The organism is Wenzhouxiangella indolica, assembly GCF_042310355.1.
Lineage (GTDB): Bacteria > Pseudomonadota > Gammaproteobacteria > Xanthomonadales > Wenzhouxiangellaceae > Wenzhouxiangella.
Genome location: NZ_JBHJMR010000007.1, coordinates 125,091 through 148,910, shown reverse-complemented (window position 1 = coordinate 148,910; position 23,820 = coordinate 125,091). Strand labels below are relative to the sequence as shown.

23 protein-coding genes and 2 pseudogenes are annotated in these 23,820 nt (G+C 65.7%); 7 read left to right on the top strand and 18 right to left on the bottom strand.

Going from position 1 to position 23,820, the window contains the following annotated elements:
- Positions 1 to 6 precede the first annotated feature (6 nt).
- The 15 genes and pseudogenes from ACDC67_RS09910 to rpsB form a co-directional block, all read right to left on the bottom strand.
- Entirely contained in the window at positions 7 to 867 is an 861-nt protein-coding gene (locus ACDC67_RS09910) for a hypothetical protein (protein ID WP_376692738.1), read from the bottom strand.
- 112 nt (positions 868 to 979) lie between these two features.
- Complete coding sequence (gene rnhB, locus ACDC67_RS09905; RefSeq protein WP_376692737.1) at positions 980 to 1,567, bottom strand: ribonuclease HII; 588 nt, start codon at positions 1,565 to 1,567, stop codon at positions 980 to 982.
- Positions 1,554 to 2,714: a lipid-A-disaccharide synthase gene (lpxB, locus tag ACDC67_RS09900; RefSeq protein ID WP_376692735.1), complete on the bottom strand. Its 1,161-nt coding sequence runs from the start codon at positions 2,712 to 2,714 to the stop codon at positions 1,554 to 1,556. Before lpxB ends, rnhB begins: the two co-directional genes overlap by 14 nt.
- Positions 2,715 to 2,724: 10 nt before the next feature.
- On the bottom strand, positions 2,725 to 3,495 hold the full coding sequence (gene lpxA, locus ACDC67_RS09895; protein WP_376692734.1) for an acyl-ACP--UDP-N-acetylglucosamine O-acyltransferase: 771 nt from the start codon (positions 3,493 to 3,495) through the stop codon (positions 2,725 to 2,727).
- Positions 3,492 to 3,959 (bottom strand): 3-hydroxyacyl-ACP dehydratase FabZ, encoded by a 468-nt coding sequence (fabZ, locus tag ACDC67_RS09890; RefSeq protein ID WP_376692733.1) that lies wholly within the window; start codon positions 3,957 to 3,959, stop codon positions 3,492 to 3,494. The genes lpxA and fabZ overlap by 4 nt, the downstream gene beginning before the upstream one ends.
- Positions 3,960 to 3,979: 20 nt before the next feature.
- Positions 3,980 to 4,996, bottom strand: coding sequence for a UDP-3-O-(3-hydroxymyristoyl)glucosamine N-acyltransferase (lpxD, locus tag ACDC67_RS09885; protein ID WP_376692731.1), 1,017 nt, complete (start codon positions 4,994 to 4,996; stop codon positions 3,980 to 3,982).
- Positions 4,997 to 5,009: 13 nt separating this feature from the next.
- Complete coding sequence (locus tag ACDC67_RS09880; RefSeq protein ID WP_376692729.1) at positions 5,010 to 5,573, bottom strand: OmpH/Skp family outer membrane protein; 564 nt, start codon at positions 5,571 to 5,573, stop codon at positions 5,010 to 5,012.
- 12 nt (positions 5,574 to 5,585) lie between these two features.
- Positions 5,586 to 8,036 carry an outer membrane protein assembly factor BamA gene (gene bamA, locus ACDC67_RS09875; protein WP_376692727.1) on the bottom strand — a complete coding sequence of 817 codons (2,451 nt, stop codon included), beginning with the start codon at positions 8,034 to 8,036 and terminating at the stop codon, positions 5,586 to 5,588.
- Positions 8,037 to 8,091: 55 nt separating this feature from the next.
- Complete coding sequence (rseP, locus tag ACDC67_RS09870; protein ID WP_376692725.1) at positions 8,092 to 9,465, bottom strand: RIP metalloprotease RseP; 1,374 nt, start codon at positions 9,463 to 9,465, stop codon at positions 8,092 to 8,094.
- 116 nt (positions 9,466 to 9,581) lie between these two features.
- On the bottom strand, positions 9,582 to 10,403 hold the full coding sequence (locus tag ACDC67_RS09865; RefSeq protein WP_376692723.1) for a phosphatidate cytidylyltransferase: 822 nt from the start codon (positions 10,401 to 10,403) through the stop codon (positions 9,582 to 9,584).
- Positions 10,396 to 11,124 carry a polyprenyl diphosphate synthase gene (gene uppS / locus ACDC67_RS09860; protein ID WP_376692721.1) on the bottom strand — a complete coding sequence of 243 codons (729 nt, stop codon included), beginning with the start codon at positions 11,122 to 11,124 and terminating at the stop codon, positions 10,396 to 10,398. Before uppS ends, ACDC67_RS09865 begins: the two co-directional genes overlap by 8 nt.
- Positions 11,125 to 11,132: 8 nt before the next feature.
- On the bottom strand, positions 11,133 to 11,690 hold the full coding sequence (frr, locus tag ACDC67_RS09855; RefSeq protein ID WP_376692719.1) for a ribosome recycling factor: 558 nt from the start codon (positions 11,688 to 11,690) through the stop codon (positions 11,133 to 11,135).
- A 98-nt stretch (positions 11,691 to 11,788) separates the two neighbouring features.
- Positions 11,789 to 12,505, bottom strand: coding sequence for a UMP kinase (gene pyrH, locus ACDC67_RS09850; protein WP_376692717.1), 717 nt, complete (start codon positions 12,503 to 12,505; stop codon positions 11,789 to 11,791).
- A 48-nt stretch (positions 12,506 to 12,553) separates the two neighbouring features.
- The gene (tsf, locus tag ACDC67_RS09845) at positions 12,554 to 13,423 is read right to left on the bottom strand and encodes a translation elongation factor Ts (protein ID WP_376692715.1); all 870 of its coding nucleotides are present in this window, start codon (positions 13,421 to 13,423) and stop codon (positions 12,554 to 12,556) included.
- A 343-nt stretch (positions 13,424 to 13,766) separates the two neighbouring features.
- Positions 13,767 to 14,552, bottom strand: a pseudogene (gene rpsB, locus ACDC67_RS09840) (30S ribosomal protein S2); the annotation flags it as partial.
- Between the two features lie 349 nt (positions 14,553 to 14,901).
- Here rpsB and ACDC67_RS09835 point away from each other — a divergent pair.
- Positions 14,902 to 16,014 (top strand): mechanosensitive ion channel family protein, encoded by a 1,113-nt coding sequence (locus ACDC67_RS09835; protein ID WP_376692714.1) that lies wholly within the window; start codon positions 14,902 to 14,904, stop codon positions 16,012 to 16,014.
- 142 nt (positions 16,015 to 16,156) lie between these two features.
- Entirely contained in the window at positions 16,157 to 17,461 is a 1,305-nt protein-coding gene (locus ACDC67_RS09830; RefSeq protein ID WP_376692713.1) for a hypothetical protein, read from the top strand.
- A 22-nt stretch (positions 17,462 to 17,483) separates the two neighbouring features.
- Here ACDC67_RS09830 and ACDC67_RS09825 read toward each other — a convergent pair.
- Positions 17,484 to 17,600, bottom strand: a pseudogene (locus ACDC67_RS09825) (His/Gly/Thr/Pro-type tRNA ligase C-terminal domain-containing protein); the annotation flags it as partial.
- A gap of 196 nt (positions 17,601 to 17,796) precedes the next feature.
- Here ACDC67_RS09825 and ACDC67_RS09820 point away from each other — a divergent pair.
- Entirely contained in the window at positions 17,797 to 19,104 is a 1,308-nt protein-coding gene (locus ACDC67_RS09820) for a hypothetical protein (protein WP_376692711.1), read from the top strand.
- Positions 19,105 to 19,243: 139 nt separating this feature from the next.
- Complete coding sequence (locus ACDC67_RS09815) at positions 19,244 to 19,624, top strand: hypothetical protein (RefSeq protein ID WP_376692710.1); 381 nt, start codon at positions 19,244 to 19,246, stop codon at positions 19,622 to 19,624.
- 1 nt (position 19,625) lies between these two features.
- On the opposite strand, the gene ACDC67_RS09810 is transcribed toward ACDC67_RS09815, so the two are convergent.
- A complete protein-coding gene (locus ACDC67_RS09810) occupies positions 19,626 to 21,335 on the bottom strand; it encodes a proline--tRNA ligase (protein WP_376692709.1) in 1,710 nt (569 codons plus the stop codon).
- Between the two features lie 178 nt (positions 21,336 to 21,513).
- Positions 21,514 to 21,966, bottom strand: a complete 453-nt coding sequence (locus ACDC67_RS09805) for a DUF4124 domain-containing protein (RefSeq protein WP_376692707.1) — start codon at positions 21,964 to 21,966, stop codon at positions 21,514 to 21,516.
- 116 nt (positions 21,967 to 22,082) lie between these two features.
- Between ACDC67_RS09805 and pssA the strand changes: the two genes are divergently transcribed.
- Genes pssA through rimI form a run of 3 tightly spaced genes read left to right on the top strand, consistent with a single transcriptional unit; the run spans position 22,083 to position 23,814 of the window.
- Positions 22,083 to 22,865 (top strand): CDP-diacylglycerol--serine O-phosphatidyltransferase, encoded by a 783-nt coding sequence (gene pssA / locus ACDC67_RS09800; protein ID WP_376692705.1) that lies wholly within the window; start codon positions 22,083 to 22,085, stop codon positions 22,863 to 22,865.
- A complete protein-coding gene (locus ACDC67_RS09795; protein ID WP_376692704.1) occupies positions 22,862 to 23,350 on the top strand; it encodes a hypothetical protein in 489 nt (162 codons plus the stop codon). Before pssA ends, ACDC67_RS09795 begins: the two co-directional genes overlap by 4 nt.
- Positions 23,350 to 23,814, top strand: coding sequence for a ribosomal protein S18-alanine N-acetyltransferase (gene rimI, locus ACDC67_RS09790; protein WP_376692702.1), 465 nt, complete (start codon positions 23,350 to 23,352; stop codon positions 23,812 to 23,814). Before ACDC67_RS09795 ends, rimI begins: the two co-directional genes overlap by 1 nt.
- The last annotated feature ends 6 nt before the right edge of the window (positions 23,815 to 23,820 follow it).

Sequence of the window (23,820 nt, the reverse complement as noted above, 5' to 3'; positions counted from 1 at the left end):
GTCGATTCACAGATCGTTGCGAAGAATGGTGTCGAGACCGAAACAGTCGCGGCGGCTCTGGTGGTGCGAGAGCACGCGGCTGCTGTTGGTGCGCGAGGTGTCGTAGAACCACAGGCTGCCGGCGCCGTCCTGGCTGCTGCATTCGAGGAAGCCGTCGGAGCAGCTGTCGAGCCAGTTCTGCGTGATCTCGAGCCCGACCTGGTACTGGTAGCCGCCGCAGTAGGCGTTGCCGCTCCAGAACCCGGAGACGACGTCGGAGCCGACCACGTTCCAGAAGCCGACCGGCAGGGCGGGTCGACCGGATGTGCCCAGCAGCCAGTTGGCGTTGTAGCTCTGCATCCAGCTTTCCTGCTGCATGCGCACCGCATCGGACTGGTAGCCGAGCAGCCAGCCGAGCGAGGCTTCGAACGCGTTGCCCTGCATGACCGCGTCGGCCAGCGGCGTGCCCAGGCTCGACGGGGCGACTGCGTTGACCCAGCGGATCGAGTCGATGATGGCGGGGTAGCGGCTGTCCCAGGTCGGGTTCGACAGGATCCAGCGCATCACGTTGCCGCCGTTGGAGTGGGTGATCACGACCAGGTCGTCGATGCCGCGGCTGGTGATGAAATCATGCAGCTGGCCGGCCAGGCAACCGGCCGCGCCGGCGGTCCACATGTACTCCTCGAACTGGCAGTTGACGACCACGTAGTTCGAACTGTTGGGCAGGCCCTGGCGGACCGAGTTGACCATGTCGCTGGTCCAGTAATCGTTGAACGCGTCGCTCTGGTTGCCGGTTCCGTGCACGAAGGCCACGCCCGTGGCGCTCCATACGGAACCGAATGTAAGCAGCGCGACCAGGGCCACGATGGCTCGCATCATTCGGGTCATTGGGAATCTCCTCTCTTTGGTTGTGGTTACAGTCCCCGCGAAAGACTATAGCCCAGCAGTGTGACCCGATTCAAATCGCCGCCCCGCCGACGCGGACTTCAGCCCCTTCCTGTCAGAAAAGGCTGGCCTGGTGCACGGGGCGGAAACTGCGGCGGTGGGCCTGGCAGGGGCCGTGCAATTCCAGGGCGGCCAGGTGCGCCCGGGTGGGGTAGCCCTTGTGGCGGTCGAAGCCGTACTGCGGCCAGCGCTGGTGGAGTTCGAGCATCAGCTCGTCGCGGTGCACCTTGGCCAGGATGCTGGCGGCCGAAATGGCGCGATCGAGGCGGTCGCCGCCGACGACGGTCTGAACCGGCCAGGGCAGTTCGGGCCCGCGGTTGCCGTCGATTCTTACCAGCACGGGATCGAGTGACAATGCGTCGAGCGCCTCGTGCATGGCCCGGAAGGTGGCCTGGAGGATATTGAGCCGGTCGATGTCGTCAGGCCCGACGACGGCCAGGCCCCAGGCCGTGGCGCGCGCCCGGATGGCTTCGGCCAGCGATTCGCGACGGCGGGCGGACAGCTGCTTGGAATCGGCCAGTCCGGCAATCGGCCGGTGCGGGTCGAGGACCACCGCCGCGGCCACCACCGGCCCGGCGAGCGGGCCGCGCCCGGCCTCGTCGACACCGGCGACCGGGCCGCTGCAGATGTCAGTCGTGGTCACGCTCGATCAGCTCCAGCAGGGCGTCGGCGGCGTTTTCGCTCGCGCCGGCGGCCAGTTCCGAGCGGCAACGCTGCGAGGCCTGTCGATAGGCGTCCAGGCGATGTGCGTCGTCGAGCCAGGCCAGTGCCTCGCGGCCCAGTTGCTCCGGCCTTGCCCTTTCCTGGACGAACTCCGGCACCAGCGCGTGCCCCTGGAGGATGTTGGGCAGGGCGATGAACTGCGAGCGTACCAGCCGCAGGCTTCGCAGTAGCCAGTAGGTCGCGGGGGCCAGTCGGTAGTACACCACCAGCGGGCAGGCCAGCAGGAAGGCTTCCAGTGTGGCCGTGCCCGAGGCGCTGATGGCCGTGTCGGATTCGGCCAGGCCCTGTCGGGTCCGGGCGCAGACGATCTTGACGCCGGCCTGTGCCAGGCGCTCACCGGCCAGTGTCTCGACCAGCTCGCGATGGCTGTCGCGCGCCAGCAGCATGGTCAGTTCCAGTTCCGGGCGCTGCTGTGCCAGCCAGGTGGCGGTATCGGCCAGCAGGCCTGCATGCCGTTCGATTTCGCCGCGTCGGCTGCCCGGCAGCAAGGCGACGCGTGCGGGGCGCGTCGTCGAACGCTGATCGCGCAGCTGCAGCAGCGCCGGGGTCGACACGATCTCGTCGGCCAGCGGGTGGCCGACGAAGCGACTGGCCAGTCCGTGGGCGCGGAACAGGGCCGGCTCGAAGGGGAAAAGGGTCAGCAGCAGGTCGCTCGAGCGCGCGACCGTGGCGGCTCGCCCCGGCCGCCAGGCCCACACGGTGGGGGCGACGTACTGCGCCGTGCGCTGATCGTGTCGCCGCAGCTGGCGTGCCAGGCCGAGGTTGAAATCCGGCGCGTCGATGCCGACGAACAGGTCGGGTTGCCAGGCAAGGATGCGCTGCCTCAGCTCGCGCCGGAGCCTGAAAAGTCGCGGCAGGTGGCGCAGGACTTCGGTCAGCCCCATGACGTTGAGGACGTCGAGGTCGAACCAGGGCGTCACGCCGGCCTCCTGCATCGCTTCGCCGGCAACGCCGGCCAGTTCGATGTCGGGGCGCCGCGATTTCAGGCGAGCGGCCAGGCTGGCGCCCAGGGCGTCGCCGGAGGCTTCTCCGGCAACCAGCACGATGCGCGGGGGACGGCCGCTCACTGTCCGGGGATCAGCGCAGCAGGCCGCGCTGGCTGCGTTCGATCGAGGCGATCATCAGCTCGAGTTCCGGCTGCTCGGCCGCGCGGGCGCGCAATTCGACGACCGCTTCGTCGCGCGGCATGCCCTTGCGGTAGATCAGGCGGTAAGCCTCGCGAATGTTGCGGATCTGGGCATTGTCGAAACCGCGGCGCTTGAGGCCCTCCGCGTTGATGCCGCGCGGCCTCGGCGGCTGCCCCGAGACCATGACGTAGGCGGGCACGTCCTGGTTGACGCCGCCGTACATGCCCAGAAAGGCGTGTGCGCCGATGTTGCAGAACTGGTGGGCGCCGGAGTAGCCGGCGAATATCACCCAGTCGCCGACGGTGACGTGACCGGCCAGGGTCGCGCCGTTGGCGAAGATCGTGTGCGAGCCCACCTGGCAATCGTGGGCGACGTGGCTGTAGGCCATCAGCCAGTTGTCGTCGCCGATTCGCGTCACGCCGATGTCGTCGGCCGTGCCGCGATTGATGGTCACGTACTCGCGGATGGTGTTGTCGCGCCCGATTTCGACGGCCGTGTCCTCGCCGGCGTACTTCTTGTCCTGAGGCGCTTCGCCGACGGAGGCGAACTGGTAGATGCGGCAGTTCTCGCCGATCCTGGTGCGGCCGTTGATGACCACGTGCGGACCGATCCAGCAGTTGTCACCGAGCACGACCTCGGGCCCGATCAGGCTGTAGGCGCCGACCGAGACATTGGCGCCGATCTGCGCGCCGTCTTCGACGATGGCGGTGCGGTGGATCATGGCGTCGGATCGGGGCGGGCGGCGCACAGCAGCTCGGCGCTGGCCACCGGCTTGTCGTCGACCAGGGTGGTGGCCGTGTACAGGCCCATGTTGCGCATCAGCCGCTTCTGGGTGACGTCGAAGATCAACTGGTCGCCGGGTACCACCACGCGGTTGAAGCGGGCCTTGTCGATCTTGACCAGGTAGAACAGCCGGTTGTCGCCGCCGGTGGCTTCACGCGCCAGGTGCGCCAGGCAGCCCGCGGCCTGGGCCATGGCCTCCAGAAGCAGCACGCCGGGCATGACCGGGTGTCCGGGAAAATGCCCCTGGAAGAAAGGTTCGTTGATGGTGACGTTCTTGAGCGCGCGGATGCGGGGCGGGTCTTCGAGCGAGTATTCCAGCACTCGGTCGACCAGCAGGAACGGGTAGCGGTGGGGCAACAATTCGAGGATCTTCTCGATGTCTACCTGTGTGGTGTCGTTCATGGATGTCGTGTCTTGTTGAATCAGGATTGTTTGCGTTCGAGCCGGCGCAGACGACGCGCCCAGTCGTCGAGCTGTCCCAGTCGAACCAGGATGCGTTTCCAGCGCGCGTGCGCCCGGGCCGGGATGCCCGATCCGTACTCGCCCGGCTCCGTGATGGAATCGAGCACGGTGCTCATGGCCGTGACGATCACCTTGTCGCAGATGCTCAGGTGCCCGCCGATGCCGCAGGCGCCGGCGATCATGCAGTAGCGCCCGATGGTGGTCGAACCGGCGATGCCGACGCAGCCGGCGATGGCCGTGTGGGCGCCGATGCGGACATTGTGGGCGATCTGGACCTGGTTATCCAGGCGCACATCCTCGGCCAGCACGGTGTCTTCGATCGCGCCGCGGTCGATGGTCGTGTTGGCGCCGATCTCGCAGTCGTCGCCGATGACGACCGCTCCCAGCTGCGGCACCTTGATCCACTGTCCGGCGTCCATCGCCAGCCCGAAGCCGTCGGCGCCGACGACCACGCCCGGATGAACCAGCACCCGCTGTCCCAGGCGGCAGTTCGTCCCGATGTAGGCGCGTGCCACCAGGCGGGAATCGTCGCCGATGCTGACGCCGTTCTCGATCACGCAACCGGCCCCGACGACAACGTTGCGGCCGATGCTGGCGCGCTCGCCGACGCTCACGTGCGGGCCGATGCTTGCGCTCGGGTCGATCCGGGCGTCCGCGGCGATCACGGCCGTGGAATGGATGCCGGGGGCCGCAACCGGGCGCGGGTTGAGATGGTCGGCGATTCTCGCCCAGCTGGCATAAGGGTTTTGGCTGATCAGCGCGTTGCCCGACCAGCGTTCAGACAAGGCTTCGCCGATGATGACTGCGCCGGCGCGGCACGCGGCCAACTGCGGGGTGTAGGCGGCATTGGCCAGGAAGCTGACGTCGCCCGGTCCGGCGGTCGTCAGGGTGGCGAGCGAGTCCACACGGTGCTCGGGATCGCCGCGAAGTGTCAGGCCGAAGCGCTCGGCCAGCGCCTTTAGCGTGGTCTCTTGCATGCGTGTTTCCGGGTTACGGTTCGGCGGGTTCGGCGCCCGATTGCTCGCTGCGGTAGTCTTCCTCCAGCCAGCGAAGGATACGGTCGGTGACGTCGATCCGGTCCGAGGCGTAGGCCACCGGGCTGGTGAGGATGAGGTCGAAATCGCCGGTCTCGGCGACCTGCTCCACCGCCACTTCGATCGTTTCCTCGAGCGCCTTTTTCTCGGCGTTGGTTCTGAAGTGCAGTTCCTCGGTCAGGTCCTCGCGTCGTCTTTCGATCGAGCGCTGCAGGTTGCGAATCTCCCGCTCGATTTCGAACCGTTCCTCTTCGGACAGGTTCGAGGACTCGGCCAGGTCGGCCTCCATCCGCTCCAGCCGGGCTTCGTCGGCCAGCAAGGAATCGTTGCGCGGACTGAACTCGCGGTCGAGGGCCTGGCGCGCGTTGACGACCTGCGGCGCGGATTCGAACAGCCGTTTCATGTCCACGTAGCCGATGTTCAGATCCTGGCCGAGGGCGGCGGTGCACGCAAACACCAGCCCGAGCGCGACAAGCCGCGCTGGCTGCATGCGCCCCCTGGCCGTCGTCTGCTCCATCATGTCTCCAAAGGGTCAGAAAGTCTGGCCGAAGGAAAACTGGATGATCTGAGTTTCATCGCCTTCGCGCTCTTTGAGCGGAGTCGCCACGTTGATGATAATCGGACCGACCGGCGCTTGCCAGGTCAGCGACAGGCCGGTGGACGCGCGCAGCAGGTCGGTTTCGAAGCTGTCGTAGTCGCGGAAGACGTTGCCGACATCGACGAACCAGGCCAGGCGCGTGCCGCTGGACTCGACATTGGGCAGCGGGAAGGCCAGTTCGAAGCCGCCGATCACCTTGAAGTCACCGCCGACCGAGCGGCAGAACTGATCCTTGGGGCCGAGCGAGTTGTCGTCGAAACCGCGGATATCCGACACGCCGCCGCCGTAGAAGTGCTCGTAGAACGGCAGGCCCTCGTCGTAGGTGACGACCTCGTCGAGCTGGCAGTTGCGCCTGAGGTTTTCATTGAGCTCCGGCTCGATCGGTTCGATGCCCAGATCCTCGTCGTAGTTGTCGTAGGAATCACCGTAGGCCAGGTCGCCCTTGAGGCTGAAGGCCATGCCGTTGTTGCCGATCGGCCAGTACTTGCGGAAGCGGTAATTGAGCCGGTAGAACTCGCGGGTGCTGCCGGGCAGGGCGATTTCGGCACCGAGGCGGTGCAGCGAGCCGTCGGTCGGGTTGAGGTAGTGGTTGCGGCTGTCGCGCGACCAGGTACCGTCCATCCGGTAGGTGGTGATCTGGCGCTCGTCCGGGGTCAGGCGTCCGTCGAGGTTCTCGTCGAGCGTGATGGCCAGCGGGCGCTCGGCCGGAATGCAGAACTCGAAGTTGTCGGGGTCTTCCGGGTCGCCATCGGGGTCGATCAGGCAGTTGCCGCCGCGCAGGTTGATGTCGATGCGCTGGGCGCCCAGCCCGAAGCGCAGGTAGTCCACCTCCGACAGCGGAAAGCCGAAGTTCACACCGCCGGCTGCCTGGCTGGTGGAGAACGAGGAGATGTTGGCGTCGCCGCGCTCGAATTCGGTATAGCGCGCGTAGAAGCCGCGCGAGACGCCGTTGTCGGTGTAGTAGGGGTTGGTGTAGTTGACCGAAGCCTGGGTGTAGATGTCGCTGTGGCTGACCGAGAAGCCGACTTGCCGCCCCGAGCCCAGGAAGTTGTCCTGCTGGACCGAGATCGAGGCGATCAGGCCCTGCACCTGCGAATACCCGAAGCCGACCTGGAAGCTGCCGGATGGCTGCTCGTCGACGCTGACGATGATGTCGACCTGGTCTTCGGTCCCCTCGACCGCCGGCGTTTCGATATTGACGTTGTCGAAGTAGCCGAGCCGCTCGAGGCGCACCCGGGAACGGTCGATGGCCGATTGCGAGAACCAGGCGCCCTCGAACTGGCGCATCTCGCGCCGGAGCACTTCGTCCTTGGTCTGGGCATTGCCGCGGAACTCGACCCGGCGCACGTAGACGCGCTTGCCCGGATCGATGAAGAAATTGAGCTCGGTTTCGAGCGTGTCGCGATCGATGCGCGGCACCGGGTTGACGTTGGCGAAGGCGTAGCCGATGTTCGACAGAACGGCGGTGATGTTGTCGACGCTCTGCTCGACCTGCTTGCGCGAGAAGGTGTCCCCGGGCTCGATCATGATCAGGCGCTTGAGGGTTTCCTCGCCGAGGATCAGCTCGCCCGTGAGCAGGACATCGCTGACATTGTAGACCTCGCCTTCGCGGATATTGGCGGTGACGAAGATGTCGCGCTTGTCGGGGCCGATCGACACCTGCGTCGATTCGATCGAGAAATCGAGGTAGCCGCGGTCGAGATAGAACGAGCGCAGCGTTTCGAGGTCGCCGGAGAGCTTCTCGCGCGTGTACTTGTTGGCGCCCTGCCAGAAGAACAGTCCGAGCTTGCTGTCGGACTCGAAGTCGTCGCGCAGCTCGTCTTCGGAAAAGGTCTCGTTGCCGACGATGTTGATGTGCCGGATCCGGGCCTGGGCGCCTTCCTTGACCACGATGCTCAGGTTGACCCTGTTGCGGGAAAGTTCGCCGACCTGGGTGTCGACCTCGACGGCGTAGTAACCGCGGCTGTAGTACTGCCGGATCATCTCCTGCCGCACCCGGTCGAGTTCGAGCTTGTTGAAGATTTCGCCCTCGGCGATGCCGATGTTGGCCAGCGCCGGCATCAGGTCCTCGGTCTTGATCTGGCGGTTGCCGGCGATGCTGATGGCGGAAATCGCCGGGCGCTCATCCACGCTGACGACCAGCACGTCGCCCTCGCGCGAGAGGCTGACATCGTCGAAGAAACCCGTTTCCCACAGGTCGCGCATGGTGCTGCGCGCCAGCGACGGGGTCATTCGGTCACCCACCTCCAGCGGTACGTAGCTGAAGACGTTGCCTTCGGACAGTCGCTGCAGTCCGTCGACACGGATGTCGCTGATGCGGAATGTCTCGGCTGACGCGAGGCCGGTGAAGGCGAGCAGCACCAGCAGGAGGCAGATTCGTTTCATGTCGGATGCGTTCCGGTTACTTGTTGCAGCATGACCCAAGCGGGCGTGCCGCAGTTTAGGAAAAAAGTCGTAACAGATCGTTAAATATCGCCAGGCTCATCAAGCCGACGACCATCAGGATGCCCAGATACTGGCCCATGATCTGGGTCTTTTCGGAAACGGGCGACCCCTTGAACAGCTCCACAAGGTAATACATCAGGTGGCCGCCATCCAGTACCGGGATCGGCAGCAGGTTGATGATGGCCAGCGACAGGCTGATCAGACCGAGAAAGAACAGAAAGCGCGAAAAGCCCAGCAGGGCCGATGAGTGGGCCATTTGCGCGATCGTGATCGGTCCCGAAAGGTTAGACAGGCTGGCGTTGCCGGTCACCATCCGCCCGAGCATGCCGAAGGTGGCCGCCGTCAGGCGACCGGTCTCGGCGAAGGCCTGGCCAACGGCTTCGACCGGGCCATGGCGCAGAATCGTGAAGGCGCGCTCCATATCGGCGCGAGCGGCCTCGTCCGGCGGCGGCGACTGGATGCCGATGACCGGCCGGCCGTCGCGCAACTCCGGCGTCAGGTTCAGAGCCAGCTGCCGACCGTCGCGCTCGACCGTGATCGCGATTTCCCGGGGCTGGCCGCGCTCGTCCAGGCCGTGGGCCGGAATCAGGCGGGCGACATCCCGCCAGCCATCCACCGCCTCGCCGGCGATCTCCAGGATCCGATCGTTTGGCTCCAGCCCGGAGCGCTCGGCAGGGGTGTCGGCGCCGACGCCGTCGATCACCGGGGGCAGGTCGGGCCGCCAGGGCGACAGGCCGATGGCCTCGAGCGCGCGCGACTCGTCGAAATCCGCTGCGACGCGCTGCAGCGGCAGCTCGAGCGTGCGACGGTTGCCGCCCGGTCGCTCGGCCACCACGCTGACCGCTTCGCGGTCCAGCGCCCTGGGCAGCAGTTCGAGCAGGACGTGGGTCCAGGTTTCGGTGCGGGCCTGCCCGACCTGGACGATCATGTCCTCGCGCTCGAGCCCGGCCTCGGCGGCGATGCCGGTGCTTTCGCCCACCACCGGCCGGGTTTCGGGAATGCCGACGACGAACATCAGCCAGAACGCCGCCAGGGCGAAGATGAAGTTGAAGGCCGGACCCGCGGCAACGATGGCCACGCGCTGGCCGAGCGGCTTGCGATTGAAGGCCTGGCCGAGCTGATCCTCCGGCACGGCGGCCTCGCGTTCGTCGAGCATGCGCACGAAGCCACCCAGTGGAATCGCCGCGATGCGGTATTCGGTGCCGTCCCGGCCCGTGCGAGAGAACAGGGCGGGGCCGAAGCCGATCGAGAACTGCAGCACCCGCACGCCGCAGCGCCGGGCGACCCAGAAGTGGCCGAACTCGTGAAACGTCACCAGCAGGCCGAGGGCGACGGCCAGCCAGAGAATGGGTCCGAAGATGTCGAGCATATTGGGTCGGTTATCCGTGCCGGTCGTCGACCGGGGCTGCAGGGCTGTAGTCAGTCAAGCCGCACATTGTACCGGCTGCAGACCGACTCTGCGCCGAACGAACCGCGGCGAGTCGCTCATCCCGCCAGCGGCGTGCCGCCGGCATGAAGCACGGCCAGCGAGAAGAACGGTACGGCCGCGGCCATGCTGTCGAAGCGATCCAGGATGCCGCCGTGACCCGGCAGCAGATTCGAGGTGTCCTTGAGCTGGCGCTGGCGCTTGAGCAGGCTGATGAACAGGTCGCCGCCGATGGAGATCATGGCGATGCCGAAAGCCAGTGCCGCGAGCATGAACGGGGCGAATGGGCTGAGCGGAATCAGTTCCCCGGCGATTGGCGTCAGGACGGCCGCGCCGAGCAGGCCGCCGAGGGCGCCGGCCCGCGTCTTGCCCGGGCTGATCGTCGGTGCGAGCTTGGCGCCGCCGAAATGCCGACCGCTGAAGTAGGCCGCGGTATCCGCCGCGGCGATGATGACCAGCAGCAGGAAGACGAGCCAGGGCGAGAGCGACTGCAGCAGGCTCAGACCCAGCCAGGCCGCCAGCAGCACGCCGCCGAGCACGATCAGCTTGATGGCGATCACCGGTGGCTGGCCCGAGCGTCCCAGGTCGGGCCGCGACAGCCAGGCCAGGTTGATCAGCCACAGAAGGCCCGCCAGGCTGAGCAGCCAGGCCGGATCCATGGCGAGATAATGAATCAGAACGGCCAGTGCTCCGAGGCCAATGCCGTAGAGCCAGCGCGCGAGCGGTTGATCGATGCCGGCCAGGCGCGCCGCCTCCCAGCCGCCGACAACCGGCAAGGCCAGGCCGACGAGCACGGCAAAGCCGGTCGCCGGCATCCAGAACACAGCGGCCAGGCCGACTGTGACCATGACCAGCGCGGTCACGACCCTGAGCTTAAGCACTCTGCACCTGGCTGAGTCCGCCGAAACGGCGCTCGCGCCTCGCGTAGTCGGCCAGGGCGGCCTGGAAGTGCTCCTCGCCGAAATCGGGCCAGAGCACGTCGGTGAAATACAGTTCGGTATAGGCGAGTTGCCACAGCAGGAAGTTGGACAGGCGCTGCTCGCCGCCGGTGCGAACGAACAGGTCGGGTGGGGGCAGTCGCTCGAGCGACAGGCCCGACTCGACGCTGGCGTCGTCGACGTCCTCCGGTCGCGTGCGACCGGCGGCAACCCGCTCGGCCAGGGATCGGGCCGCGTGGACGATGTCGGCACGGCCGCCGTAGTTGACGGCGACGTTCAGCTGCAGGGCCTGGTTGCCCGCCGTGCGCTTTTCGGCCTGCTGCATGCCTTCACGCAGGGTTCGGCTGAACGCCGTGCGGTCGCCGATGAAGCTGAGGCAGACACCGTGCTCGTCGAGCTCGCGCACTTCGCGGTTGAGCGCGCGCAGAAACAGGTCGAGCAGCTTGCGCACTTCCGATCGGGGGCGGCTCCAGTTCTCGCTCGAGAAGGCGTAGACCGTCAGGATCGGAATGCGATGTGAGAGCGCGGCGCGAATCGTGCGCTTGAGCGCGTCCGAGCCGGCCTCGTGACCGGCCGAGCGCGACAGGCCCTGGCGCAAAGCCCAGCGGCCGTTGCCGTCCATGATGATGGCGACATGTTGTGGAAGAGATGAGAAATGCGCCAAGGGGAACCTCAGATTTCCATCAGCTCCCGTTCCTTGGCCGCGACTAGTTCGTCGACCTGTCCGACGTACTTGTCGGTGAGTTCCTGCACCTGCGTTTCGCCGAGCCGCACGTCGTCTTCGGTCAGCTCTTTTTCCTTGAGGTATTCCTTGAGCTGGTGGTTGGCGTCGCGGCGGATGTTGCGAATGGCGACCTTGGCCTGTTCGCCCTCGGCGTGGACCACCTTGGCCAGTTCAGTACGCCGTTCCTCGTTGAGCGCCGGCAGCGGCACCCGGATATTGGCGCCGGAGGTGGCGGGATTGAGACCGAGATCGGAAGTCATGATGGCCTTCTCGATCTTCTGCACCATGGACTTGTCGAAAGGCACGACGCTGAGCGTGCGGGCGTCTTCGCTGTTGATGTTGGCCGCCTGGTTGAGCGGAACCTCGCTACCGTAGTAATCGACCGTGACGTGCTCGAGCAGGCTGGGGTGGGCACGGCCGGTTCGAATCTTGGCCAATTCGGTCTTGAGCGCGCCGACGCTTTTCTGCATGCGGTCGTCGGCATCCTTCCTGATCTCGTTAAGCATGTCTCACCTCTTGGTTCGCGCCGCTGTGGGGCCGGGAATTCGGCCCGGGCGCCGATTGTAAGTGCTCGTGGGGCCCGCTTGTAGTCCGAACAGCCGGATCAGCTCACCAGTGTGCCCACGTCCTCGCCGCGGATGACTCGGCCGAGTTCACCCGAGCGATTCAGGTCGACGATGCGGATCGGCATGGACTGGTCACGGCACAGGACGATGGCATTGGTATCCATCACCTGGAGCTTGCGTTCGATGACTTCATCATAGCTGATGCGGGCATAGCGGGTGGCTTGCGAGTCGGTCACCGGGTCGGCCGAGTAGATGCCGTCGACCTTGGTGGCCTTGATCATCACGTCCGCGCCCACTTCGATGGCGCGCAGGCTGGCCGCCGTGTCGGTGGTGAAGAAGGGGTTGCCGGTGCCGGCTGCGAAGATCACCACCCGGCCTTTTTCAAGGTGCCTCACGGCCCGCCGGCGAATGTAGTCCTCGCACACGTCGCGAACCGAAACGGCCGACATCACGCGGGTATCGACCCCCACCTTCTCGAGGGCGTCCTGAACCGCCAGGGCGTTCATGACGGTCGCGAGCATGCCCATGTGATCGCCGGTGATCCGATCGATGCCGGAAGCCGCCAGGCCCTTGCCCCGGAAGATGTTGCCGCCGCCGATCACGATGCCGATCTGCACGCCGGCGCTGATCACCTCGGCCACCTCGCGCGCGATGCGCGAGGAGACCTTGGGGTCGATGCCGTAGTCGAGCTCGCCGAGCAGGGCTTCGCCGCTGAGCTTGAGCAGAACCCGTCGGTGCTGGGTGTTCTCTTCCATGTTCAGCCGCCTCCCTGTTTGCGATGCCCGACTACGGTTGAAGCGCGATCAACTGCCGCGTGCCTGCTCCATGACCTCTGCGGCGAAATCGGCCTCGTCCTTCTCGATGCCTTCGCCGACTTCCAGCCGAACGAAGCCCTTGACCGAGGCGCCCTTGCTCTCGAGCAGCTTGCCCACGGTCTGATCGCCGTCCTTGACGAAGGGCTGGCCGGTCAGGGTGATCTCGGCCAGGCGCTTGTTCAGCCGTCCGGTGACCATCTTTTCGATGATCTCGGCCGGCTTGCCGCTGTCTTCGGCCTGGGCCACGAGAATCTGCTTCTCGCTTTCGATCGTCTCGGCCGGTACGTCCTTGACATCGGCATAGGCGGGATTGAGTGCGGCGATGTGCATGGCCAGGTCCCGGGCCAGCGCTTCGTCGCCGCCTTCCAGGGCCACCAGTACACCGATGCGGCCGCCGTGGATGTAGCCGCCCAGGATGCCGCCTTCGGCCGACAGATGGGCCAGGCGGCGCACCTGGATCTTCTCGCCGAGCTTGGCCACCAGCTGCTTGGCGGCCTCGGCCACGCTCTGGCCGCCTTCCATGGTCGCCTCGTTGAGGGCGTCCGCGTTGTCCACCGTCAGCGCAAGGGCGGCGACTTCGTCGGCAAAGCGCCGGAAGTTATCGTCCTTGGCGACAAAGTCGGTTTCGCAGTTGATCTCGACCAGCACGGCGCGGTCGCCGGACTCGGCCATGACCACTGCGCCCTCGGCGGCGACGCGAGCGGACTTCTTGTCGGCCTTGGCCAGGCCGGTCTTGCGCAGGTGTTCGATGGCGGCATCCAGGTCGCCGTCGGTCTCGACCAGCGCCTTCTTGCATTCCATCATGCCCGCGCCGGTGCGGTCGCGCAGTTCCTTGACTTGTGCTGCAGAAATACTCATCGCTTTTTCAAAGCTCCTTGCAAATCGGGTTCAATCAGGACTCGCCGTCCCCGTCGTCCGCCTTGGCCGCGGTCTTCTTGGCGGCCTTCTTCTTGGTCGCCTTCTTCTTGGCAGCCTTTTTCTTGGTCGCCTTCTTGGCGGCCGGTGCGGCTTCAGCTTCCTCGTCGGTGGACTTCTCGGTCGACTTCTCGGTCGATTTCTCGGCCGGAGCTTCCTCGGTCGCCGCGGCTTCAGCCTTTTCGGGCTCGGCTTCGGCCGGCGCTTCCGCTGCGGCAGCCGGAGCCTTTTCCGCGCTGTCGCCGGCCTCGGCCTTGGCGGCCGTCTTCTTCTTGGCCGTTTTCTTGGACGCGGTCTTCTTGGCGGCCGGCTTGGCGGACTTCTTGACCGGGTTGCCGTCGGCGTCGAGCTCGACGAACTCGTCGGCATCGCCTTCGCCCGGCTGGGGCACGGAGGCGCGGCCTTCGAGGATGGCGTCTGCGGCCAGCTGCGTATACAGGCGGATGGCGCGGATGGCGTCGTCGTTGCCCGGGATCACGTAGTCGATGTTGTCCGGGTTGTGGTTGGTGTCGACCACGGCGACGACCGGGATGCCCAGCTTGCGGGCCTCGGCCACGGCGATGTCTTCGTGTCCGACATCGATGACGAACATCGCGTCGGGCAGGCCGTTCATGTCCTTGATGCCGCCGAGGCTGCGTTCCAGGCGGTCGCGCTCGCGGGTCAGATCGAGCACTTCCTTCTTGACCAGCTTGTCGAACGTGCCGTCGACGCCTTGCTGCTCGAGGTCCTTGAGACGGTTGATCGAGCCGCGCACGGTGCGGAAGTTGGTCAGCATGCCGCCGAGCCAGCGGTGCGAGACATACGGCATGCCGCAGCGCTGGGCTTCCTCGGCAATGGCCGTGCTGGCCGCGCGCTTGGTGCCGACGAACATGATGTTGCCGCGTCGGGAGGCGAGGCTGCCGAGGTAGTTGAGCGCGTCCTTGAGGAGCGGTAGGGTCTCCTCGAGGTTGATGATGTGGATCTTGCCGCGGGCGCCGAAGATGTAGGGTTCCATCTTCGGGTTCCAGTAGCGGGTCTGGTGGCCGAAATGCACGCCAGCTTCGAGCATCTGGCGCATGGTGACGTCAGGCATGTCAGTACTCCAATTTTGATGGACAAGGCACCCGCCCGCCGTTTTCCTTCGGGTCGGTCGGCAGGGCGCGAATTGTCCGGGGTTTAAGCCTCCGCTGATCCCATGTGACGATCCGCGCTCCGAATCGAAGCGGGACAACCCCGTCGCATGTGTCGACCAGCGTGTGTTTTAGGTTCTTTACCCGGCTTGGCCGGGCAAATCCCGTCAATTATACGTGAGCGGCGCGGCTCGATGCAATCGCTGAATGCTCTGCCGCGGCGAGTCGTGATGCGGTGGCCGCGCCGCGGTGTAGTATGCGGGTCAGCGACAGCGGCGCGGAGGCGGGCCGCGTTCATTCGGGAGCATTGAGATGGAAGAAACCGAGACCATGACAGCCAGCGCGCCGGACTGGCTTCCGGGTCAGCTGCAGGCGGCCTGGGACTTCCTGGCGGCCTATCCGCCCGTGCTGGCCCTGGCGGTGGCGCTCATCGGCGTCGGGCTGGCGGTCATCGGCCGCGGCATCGTCCTGTTCTGGGGCCGCAAGCTGGGTGCGCGCACTCGCGGCGACCTCCATCACCGCCTGCTGCGAATCGCCGCCAACGTCTCGGCGTTGCTCGTTGCCTACCTGTCGATCGTCCTGGCCGTCCAGGTGCTCGGCTTGAGCGATCGGGTCGAGCAGATCGTCATTCGCTTGCTGCTGAGCCTGCTCGTCGTTCGACTGATGCTCTCGGCGCTGCGCGCCGGCCACATCGGCCTGGAGATTCTCGGCCACCTGCGCCAGCGCTTTGCCATCGTCGAGGAAAGAACGATTCCCCTGTTCGACCTGATGCTCACGGTGATCGTCGTCGGCGCGGCCGCCTATGCGCTGCTGATGGTGTGGAGCATCGATCCGACCGCCTGGCTGGCCTCGGCCGGGGTCATCGGCATCGCCGTGGGTTTCGCCGCCCGCGACACGCTGGCGAACCTGTTCGCCGGTTTCTTCATCATCGCCGATGCGCCCTACAAGCTGGGCGACTACGTCGTGCTCGACACCGGCGAGCGCGGCGAGATCACCAAGGTCGGCATTCGCTCCACGCGCATCCTCACGCGCGACGACGTCGAGATCACCGTGCCCAACTCGATGATGGCCAACTCGCAGATCTACAACGAGTCGGGTGGGAAGTGGGAACGATTCAGGATTCGGATCAAGGTGGGCGTGGCCTATGGCAGCGACGTCGACGCCGTGTGCGAGCTGCTCGAGGCGATCGCATTCGAGCACGATACCGTCTGCAAGGATCCGAAACCGCGCGTTCGCATGCGCGGCTTCGGCGACTCGAGCCTGGATTTCGAGCTGCTGTGCTGGGTGGCGCAACCGGTGCAGCGCGGCCTGGTCGCCCACGAGCTCTACATGGCCGTCTACAAGGCGCTCAACGAAGCCGGCATCGAGATTCCGTTTCCGCAGCGCGACGTGTGGATGCGCAGCGACGCCGCTGGCGAAGGCTGATTTGCCGCGAGGCGTTCCTGGCGTGTAGGCTGACGTGGAACCGTCAGCGGGCGCACTCGGTCCGTAGCCAGTAGTCGTTTTCGGCGCCGGTTTGGATTGCACCCGCTGGTATTTCCAACCTGCCAGCCAAAGGGGAGAGTCCGTGCGAATCGCGACGATTATCCTGCTCTGTGCGTGTGCCGCTTTTGCCTCGCACTCACATGCCGACACCGCCTTTACCTACCAGGGTCAGCTTCAGACCGTGGAGGGACCGGTCACTGACACCGTGGACCTCGAGTTTTCGCTCTACGAGACCGAGGATGGCAGCAATCAGGTGGGCAGCACGATCAGCCGTCCGGGCGTCGAGGTCGATGACGGCCTGTTCCGCGTCGAACTGGATTTTGGTGCCGGCGTGTTCGACGGCAGCCCGCGCTACCTCGAGATCTCCGTGGGCGGCGAGCCGCTTGCGCCGCGCCAGCGCGTGACCGGCGTGCCGCTGGCCGGGTACGCCCTCGATGCCCCTGATACCCTGGACGGCTTGAGCTGCGCCGAGAACGAAGTACCTAAATGGGACGGCGCATCCTGGCAGTGCGCGAGCGACGAATTCGAACCGGCGGTCTGGTCGCTGGTTGGTGACGGTGCGGTATTCGACAGCGGTAGTGTGGGCATCGGTGTACAGCCGAGTTCCAGCAACAAGTTGTATGTGCAAGACGCATCGGGTTCCGGGAACGGACTGCGGGTTGACGTCGATGCAGCCGACTACAACGCCGTGTATGCAACAAATGCTGCGGAGACCGATTGGTCCTGGGGCGTTCGCGGCGATACCCATTCAGTCAACTCTAACGCCCGCGGGGTCATGGGCTACGCGCACGCCATTGACGGCGCCGGGCAGGGTGTAGCCGGTCAAACGTTCGGCACTGAGGTCGGCGCTGCCGGCGTTTACGGTCTTGCCAGCTCCTCCACCGGTGAAGTTCATGGCGTCGTTGGGGAAACCGATTCGCCCGATGGCTACGGCCTGTATTCGCGAGACGCTATGCGTTCGGAGGGCATGGTCGAGGCGGATCGTGGCGTTCTGTATCGCCAGCGCGGTCAGCCAACGGCGAGTGAACTGGCCGACGGCGAGGTCATGGTCTACAGCTCCGACGGGACCGACGGCTTCAACGCCGGCGACCTGGTCTACGCAGTCAACGACGGTGGCAGCATCCTCACACAGGCGCTCGCGCAGAGAAACAACGCAACGAGTGTCCCCGCCAGCGCCGATGCTGCGTCCCAGGCGGGCACCGTGCCTGTGCCGGACGGGGCTTCGGATTCGGGGCAGGAAAGTCGCATGGCGTCGCTGGAAAATGAGAACGCGCGCAAGCAGGCCCGGATCGAGGCCCTCGAACGGCGGCTGGCCGAGCAGCAAGAGCGCCTGGCGGCGCTCGAAGCCGTGTTGCTTGAAGACGAGCGCGTCGCCCGATCCGAATGAAGCCGCAGCCCCGGCGGTGCCTCTTGCGCCGTCGGTACTCGACGATGCCCTGATCCAGTCCGCGCTCGCCGATGACCAGCTGATGCGGAATGCCGATCAGCTCGGCGTCGGCGAACATCACGCCCGGGCGTAGGGAGCGGCATCGAGTTCCCGTTTCCGCAGCGCGGCGTTTGGCCGCGTGCAGGTGACGCTCCCGCCGATCCCAAGCGGCCGGACTGGTATCCCCCAGGAAATTGGCTGTTCTGTCGTGTGTCGTGCGGATGTCTCCGCCTGGCAGGTTTGTGCGTAACCCTCACTACGGCCACCCATCATTCCTGACTGTTCGAGGTGAAAACATGCGCTTCCTGCTTCTGATAACGATCCTGTCGATGACAGCCGTCCCGGCATCTGCCCAGACCGAAACCACCATTACCTACCAGGGCCAGCTCCAGGACGCCGGCGGGCCGTTCACCGGCACGCCCGGCATGGAGTTCCGGCTGTTCGACAGCCTGATCGATGGTAATCAGATCGGCGCCGCAACCGTTTTGTCCGCTGTGCCGGTAACCGACGGCCTGTTCCAGGTCGAACTGGATTTCGGGGCCACTTACGAGTCCGGCCCGCTCTACCTGGAGATCATGGTCAGCGGCAACACGCTGACTCCGCGTCAGCGCATTGGATCGGCCCCGCTGGCCGTGGCGGCGCTGAATGTGCCGGAGATCAGCCTGGCGGACCTGGCCTGTTCGGCCGAAGAAGTGGCCAAATGGAACGGCAGCGCGTGGGATTGCGCCAGCTCGGTGAGTGCGCAGGACCTGCAGGCCGAACGAGACCGGATCGACGTACTCGAAACCGAGAATGCCGCGCTGACCTCCCGGGTCGATGACCTGGAAGCAACGGTCGATGGCATGGCCACGCAGCTCTCAGCCTTGACCAGCGCTTCTCAGGACCACGACACCCGCCTGGCCACGATCGAGAACAGCGAGCTGCTCGCACGCGAGGACTTCGTGGTCGACCTCGACGAATTTCTGGAACTGCACCGCACGCCGCCCGCCGATACCGCGGTGCAGGGCCCGATCCTGCGCCTGACCGGCGCCAATTTCCAGATCATCAATGCCGCCCAGGACCAGACCACCCCCGACGGCACCGGCAATCTGGTGGTCGGCTTTGCTGAAGCTCGAGACTTTAGTGAGGTCTGCTCGAAAGGACCGTTCGACAATCAAGTCGATTGCGAAGCTGACGGTCATATCTGGGCGCAAGCCCACAACTCGGGCTCGCACAATATTGTCGGCGGAGAACAAGCGGCCTATTCGCAAACGGGGGGGATAGTATTGGGCGGCCAGAACGCGATTACCCGTCTCAGGGCGGGAGTCCTTTCGGGCATTGGCAATCTAGCCAGCGGAGTACAAAGCAGCGTCAGCGGCGGACAATTGAACACCGCCAGTGGAGACATGAGCAGTGTCAGTGCTGGAAGCTCAAACGCTGCCAATGGAAATCTAAGCAGCGTGAGTGGAGGAGTCGGAAACACAGCCAGTGAAATTGGAAGCGGCGTGAGTGGTGGACGCGACAACACCGCAAGCGGACTGTACAGCAGTGTCAGTGGAGGCCGGGATTGCCAAGTTGATTCATCATACGGCTGGGGTGCGGCGACTCTAGGTGACTGCCAATGAACTTCGGAATTCGCACCGAAAGTGATCGAGCAAAGTCCGCGTCTGACAGTTTGCACCCCAACTCGACGATCCACTGCCCGATCGGCCGGGATGCCATGCCGAAGTGGCCTCTTATCAACAGACCGTAAGGATAAAAATCATGAAGACACGACACACCATCCTCATACTGTGCGCGGCCGTCATGCTCGCCGCCGCATCGACTGCCGTGGCCGCACAGGACCGGGCTGCCCCGTCAGGTTCTTACGGACAGCAGGAGCGCTCCGGGGGCGATCGATTGCAGCGCGAAGAGCGACCGTCGGCCAAATTCGATGCGGCTACTTCGATCAGGGAGTTTCCGTCGGAAACCTTCTTCCCCAGCGAAACGTTCAATGAGCGCACCATCCAGGGCCTGGAGCGCGCCGGAATCCGAACGGTCGGTGAGCTGGTCAAGGCCGACCCGCGCCGGGTCGGCGAGATCCTGCGGATGGATCCGCGCGCCGTTCGGGACGCACAGAGGAAGATATCGGAAGTCCTGCGCTGATTCAGACCAGGTTCGACTTGACGAACTCGATGACCTGATCAATCTCGATCTCGCGCTTGTCGCCGCCGCGACGACGGTACTCGACGATGCCCTGATCCAGTCCGCGCTCGCCGATGACCAGCTGATGCGGAATGCCGATCAGCTCGGCGTCGGCGAACATCACGCCGGGGCGCAGTGGCCGGTCGTCCATCAGCACTTCGATGCCGGCGGCGGTCAACTCGTCGTAGAACTTCTCGGCCTGCTCGCGCGCGCGGTGGGACTTGTGGCCGTTGACCGGCAGGATGGCGACCTGGAAGGGCGCCATCGGCTCGGGCCAGATGATGCCGGCCTCGTCGTGGTTCTGCTCGATGGCGGCCGCGACGATGCGCGACACGCCGATGCCGTAGCAGCCCATGGTCGGGTGCACGCCCCGGCCGCCTTCGTCCATGACCACGGCGTTCATCGATTCGGAATACTTGCGGCCGAGCTGGAAGATGTGGCCGACCTCGATGCCGCGGATGATCTCGAGCGTGCCGTCGCCTTCCGGGCTGGGGTCGCCGGCGAGGACATTGCGCAGGTCGGTGACTTCGGGCAGGGCGACGTCGCGGTCCCAGTTGATGCCGAAGTAGTGCTTGTCGTCGACGTTGGCGCCGGCCCCGAAATCGCTCATGACGGCGACCTGGCGGTCGATGATGCAGGGAATCGGCAGCTCGACGGGCCCGAGGCTGCCGGGACCGGCGCCGATGGCCGCGCGGATTTCCTCTTCGGCGGCCATTCGCAGCGGCGCGGCCACCCAGGGATGCTTCTCGGCCTTGACGTCGTTGAGTTCGTGATCGCCACGCACCAGCAGGGCGACGAAATCGGCCTCGCACTCGTCGCTGGCCTCGACCACCAGGGTCTTGACCGTCTTCTCGATCGGCAGTTCGAACTGCTCGACCAGCTCGGCGATGGTCTTGGCGTCGGGCGTGTCGACCAGGCGCATTTCCTCGGCCGGCTCGGCGCGTTCGCCCACGGCGACCGCCTCGGCCAGCTCGACGTTGGCGGCATAGCTGCCGCCGGGGACGTGGGCGATGGCGTCCTCGCCGGAGTCGGCCAGCACGTGGAACTCGTGGCTGACCGCGCCGCCGATGGCGCCGGAGTCGGCCTTGACCGGCTTGAACTTCAGTTCCAGGCGCTCGAAGATGCGCGAATAGGTGTCGAACATCACCTGGTAGTACTCGGCCAGGCTTTCATCGTTCAGGTGAAAGGAGTAGCCGTCCTTCATCAGGAACTCCCTGGCGCGCATCACCCCGAAGCGCGGGCGGATCTCGTCGCGGAACTTTGACTGGATCTGGTAGAAGCAGATCGGCAGCTGCTTGTAGGATCTGAGCTCGGCACGAGCGAATTCGGTGATCACCTCTTCGTGCGTCGGGCCGAAGGCGAACTCGCGTCCGGCGCGGTCGGTGATCTTGAGCAGCAGCGGGCCGAAATCGTCCCAGCGGCCGGTCTCTTCCCATAGCTCGGCCGGCTGGATCGCCGGCATCAGCATTTCCAGCGCGCCGGCGGCGTCCATTTCCTCGCGTACCACCTGCTCGACCTTCCGCAGCACCTTCAGGCCCAGCGGCGTCCAGTCATAGATGCCGGAGGTGAGCTTGCGGATCATGCCGGTCCGGAGCATTAGCTGGTGGCTGACGATCTCGGCGTCGGCAGGAACTTCGCGCTGGGTGGCGAGGTGGAAGCGAGAGGTCTTCATGAGGGGAGCCCGTTTGCGTGCTGCGTGAAGTAAACACGCGATTCTAGCAGCCGGGCGCCGCGATTGGCACCGGCGCGAGCCACGGTGCCCGACCTTCGCGACCATCGTGCGGATTCAGGGTCCGGAACCTGAAACCTGAAACCTTAAACCTGAAACCTGAAACCTGAAACCTTCCTTCCTAACACCACTCGTCGATAAACGCCTGCGCTTCCTCGATCATGCGCATCCGTTCCTCGTCCGAAACTGAGCGCTGTTCGCCGTCTTCGCCGCGGACGGTGACATTCTCGTACTGGTTGAGGTTGTCGATGTTGCTGCGGGCCTGGGCACAGCGTTCGGCCACCAGCTCCGGGTCCGGTTCTTGCTGCGTCATTTCCGGCTGCTCGGGCGGCTCGTTCTCGGCCGGGACGTCCTCACTGGGCTCCGGGTCGTCGTTCTCGGTTTCGACCGGTTCACGGCTCTCGATGCCGACTTCCTCGAATTCGACGTCTTCCGGCGGGCGCGCGGTGTAGTGTACGACCCCTTCTTCATCCATCCACTTGTAGATCGTCTGCTCCTGGGCAGCGGCATCGGGCTGGAACGCCAGGCCGGCGAACATGGCCGCCAGCAGGGCACTTGCGACAAGCTTGTTCATGCAATCAGTCCTCGAAGGGGCTTGTCGATGAACTTTGCCGTACTCGCCGCCGCAACGCAAGCTCGAGACGGGATGCTATTCTTGTGCCCGGCCAAAAACACGATCCGCCTCGAGGCATGTCAGAAGACGACCCCTCCGAACAGACTCCGGCACGCGGCGCTTTCCTGCTGCCCAATGCCCTGACCACCGGTGCGCTCATGGCCGGCTTCTTCGCCGTTGTCTCGGCCATTGGCGGCGAGCCCGTTTCGGCCTGCATCGCGATCATGATCGCCGGCCTGCTCGACGGCCTCGACGGGCGCGTGGCGCGCCTGACCGGCACGCAGTCGGAGTTCGGCGTGCAGTACGACTCGCTTTCGGACATGGTCTCGTTCGGCATCGCCCCGGCGATCCTGGTTTTTACCTGGACGCTCGATTCCCTCGGTCATCCAGGCACCGTTGCGGCCAAGGCCGGCTGGCTGGGCGCGTTCTTCTTTGCCGCCTGCGCTGCGCTTCGCCTGGCGCGCTTCAACACCCAGGCCGGCGTGGCGGACAAGCGCTATTTCCAGGGCCTGGCCAGCCCGGCGGCGGCCGGCATGCTGGTGGCCATCGTCTGGTTTTCCGACGACCGGCAGATCAACCCCGAGCTGCTGTCCTGGCCGCTGCTGGTGGTCACGATCCTGCTCGGCACGCTGATGGTCTCGCGCGTTCGTTACTACAGCTTCAAGGCCGGCCCGCGCGGCGACCGGGTGCCCTTTGCCTGGATTTTCCTGTTGCTGGTTCTGCTGGTTCTGCTCGCCATCGACCTGCCGGCCGTGCTGCTGACGGTGGGCGTTCTCTACGTCTTGTCCGGGCCCATCGTGACCATCCGCGGTCGCAACCGGCAACGCATCCGCCGACGCCGCGAGAACGACAGGTCATGATGCCCTCGGCCGCCTCAAGAGAGCGCCTGGCCGCGCTGGGCATCGATATCTGGGTGCGCCGGGACCGGCGCCTGGATGAGTCGTCCCCGTCGCCGCAACCGGGCCGTTCCGACGACCGCGAGGCGGCCGGGAGCGGCACGGACGGCCTCGTCCCGCGGGTCCGCATGGCATCGGGCGACGGCGACTGGCTGCTCGTTCAGGATGCCCCCTGGGACGGTCGCTACGACACCCTGCTCGGTGATATCCAGGCGGCCATCGGATCGACCCGTTGCCGCTTCGGGCAGTGGGCGCATTCGGAATCCGCCGGCGTGGCGCTCGATGAACTCGAATCCCGCGGCGTCCAGCGGGTGCTGGTGTTCGGAGCTGTTCCGGCTGGCGCGCGTTCCGAGGGTGTGCTTGCCGCAGCCGAGCTGCACGAACTGGCCCGCAGCGCCGGGGCCAGGCGTCATCTATGGCGCCTGCTGGCCGAGGCGCTCGAAAGCTGATGGCAGCGGTGGTGTCTCCGCAGGTGGCGATTCGCGCCATGCTGCGCGGCGACCTCGACGCCGTCAGCGCGATCGAAACGGCGTCCTACCCCTATCCCTGGACCCGCGGCATCTTTCAGGACTGCCTGCGCGTGGGCTATTGCTGCCACGTGCTGGAAGTCGCCGGTGAAGTGGCCGGCTACGGCATCGTCTCCAACGCCCTGGAAGAGGCCCATCTGCTCAACCTGTGCATCCGCAGCGAGCAGAGGCGCAGCGGCCTGGCGGCCCTGTTGCTCGAGCACCTGGTGCGCGAGGCGCAGGTTGCTGCCGCCACGCGCCTGTTTCTCGAAGTCCGCCCCAGCAACAAGGCCGCCGTGGCCCTTTACAAGCGCAACGGCTTTCGCGCCATCGGTCGGCGCCCGGGCTACTACCCGGCCGAGGAAGGGCGCGAGGACGCCCTGGTGATGGTCCTGCACCTGAGTTGAGCGGGC

What these genes read in the sequence shown, in the direction of transcription:
- ACDC67_RS09910 (WP_376692738.1), bottom strand. Translation starts at nt 867, where the DNA reads ATGACCCGAATGATGCGAGCCATCGTGGCCCTGGTCGCGCTGCTTACA.
- lpxA (WP_376692734.1), bottom strand. Translation starts at nt 3,495, where the DNA reads ATGATCCACCGCACCGCCATCGTCGAAGACGGCGCGCAGATCGGCGCC.
- fabZ (WP_376692733.1), bottom strand. Translation starts at nt 3,959, where the DNA reads ATGAACGACACCACACAGGTAGACATCGAGAAGATCCTCGAATTGTTG.
- lpxD (WP_376692731.1), bottom strand. Translation starts at nt 4,996, where the DNA reads ATGCAAGAGACCACGCTAAAGGCGCTGGCCGAGCGCTTCGGCCTGACA.
- ACDC67_RS09880 (WP_376692729.1), bottom strand. Translation starts at nt 5,573, where the DNA reads ATGATGGAGCAGACGACGGCCAGGGGGCGCATGCAGCCAGCGCGGCTT.
- bamA (WP_376692727.1), bottom strand. Translation starts at nt 8,036, where the DNA reads ATGAAACGAATCTGCCTCCTGCTGGTGCTGCTCGCCTTCACCGGCCTC.
- rseP (WP_376692725.1), bottom strand. Translation starts at nt 9,465, where the DNA reads ATGCTCGACATCTTCGGACCCATTCTCTGGCTGGCCGTCGCCCTCGGC.
- frr (WP_376692719.1), bottom strand. Translation starts at nt 11,690, where the DNA reads ATGCTTAACGAGATCAGGAAGGATGCCGACGACCGCATGCAGAAAAGC.
- pyrH (WP_376692717.1), bottom strand. Translation starts at nt 12,505, where the DNA reads ATGGAAGAGAACACCCAGCACCGACGGGTTCTGCTCAAGCTCAGCGGC.
- tsf (WP_376692715.1), bottom strand. Translation starts at nt 13,423, where the DNA reads ATGAGTATTTCTGCAGCACAAGTCAAGGAACTGCGCGACCGCACCGGC.
- ACDC67_RS09835 (WP_376692714.1), top strand. Translation starts at nt 14,902, where the DNA reads ATGGAAGAAACCGAGACCATGACAGCCAGCGCGCCGGACTGGCTTCCG.
- ACDC67_RS09820 (WP_376692711.1), top strand. Translation starts at nt 17,797, where the DNA reads ATGCGCTTCCTGCTTCTGATAACGATCCTGTCGATGACAGCCGTCCCG.
- ACDC67_RS09815 (WP_376692710.1), top strand. Translation starts at nt 19,244, where the DNA reads ATGAAGACACGACACACCATCCTCATACTGTGCGCGGCCGTCATGCTC.
- ACDC67_RS09810 (WP_376692709.1), bottom strand. Translation starts at nt 21,335, where the DNA reads ATGAAGACCTCTCGCTTCCACCTCGCCACCCAGCGCGAAGTTCCTGCC.
- ACDC67_RS09805 (WP_376692707.1), bottom strand. Translation starts at nt 21,966, where the DNA reads ATGAACAAGCTTGTCGCAAGTGCCCTGCTGGCGGCCATGTTCGCCGGC.
- pssA (WP_376692705.1), top strand. Translation starts at nt 22,083, where the DNA reads ATGTCAGAAGACGACCCCTCCGAACAGACTCCGGCACGCGGCGCTTTC.
- ACDC67_RS09795 (WP_376692704.1), top strand. Translation starts at nt 22,862, where the DNA reads ATGATGCCCTCGGCCGCCTCAAGAGAGCGCCTGGCCGCGCTGGGCATC.
- rimI (WP_376692702.1), top strand. Translation starts at nt 23,350, where the DNA reads ATGGCAGCGGTGGTGTCTCCGCAGGTGGCGATTCGCGCCATGCTGCGC.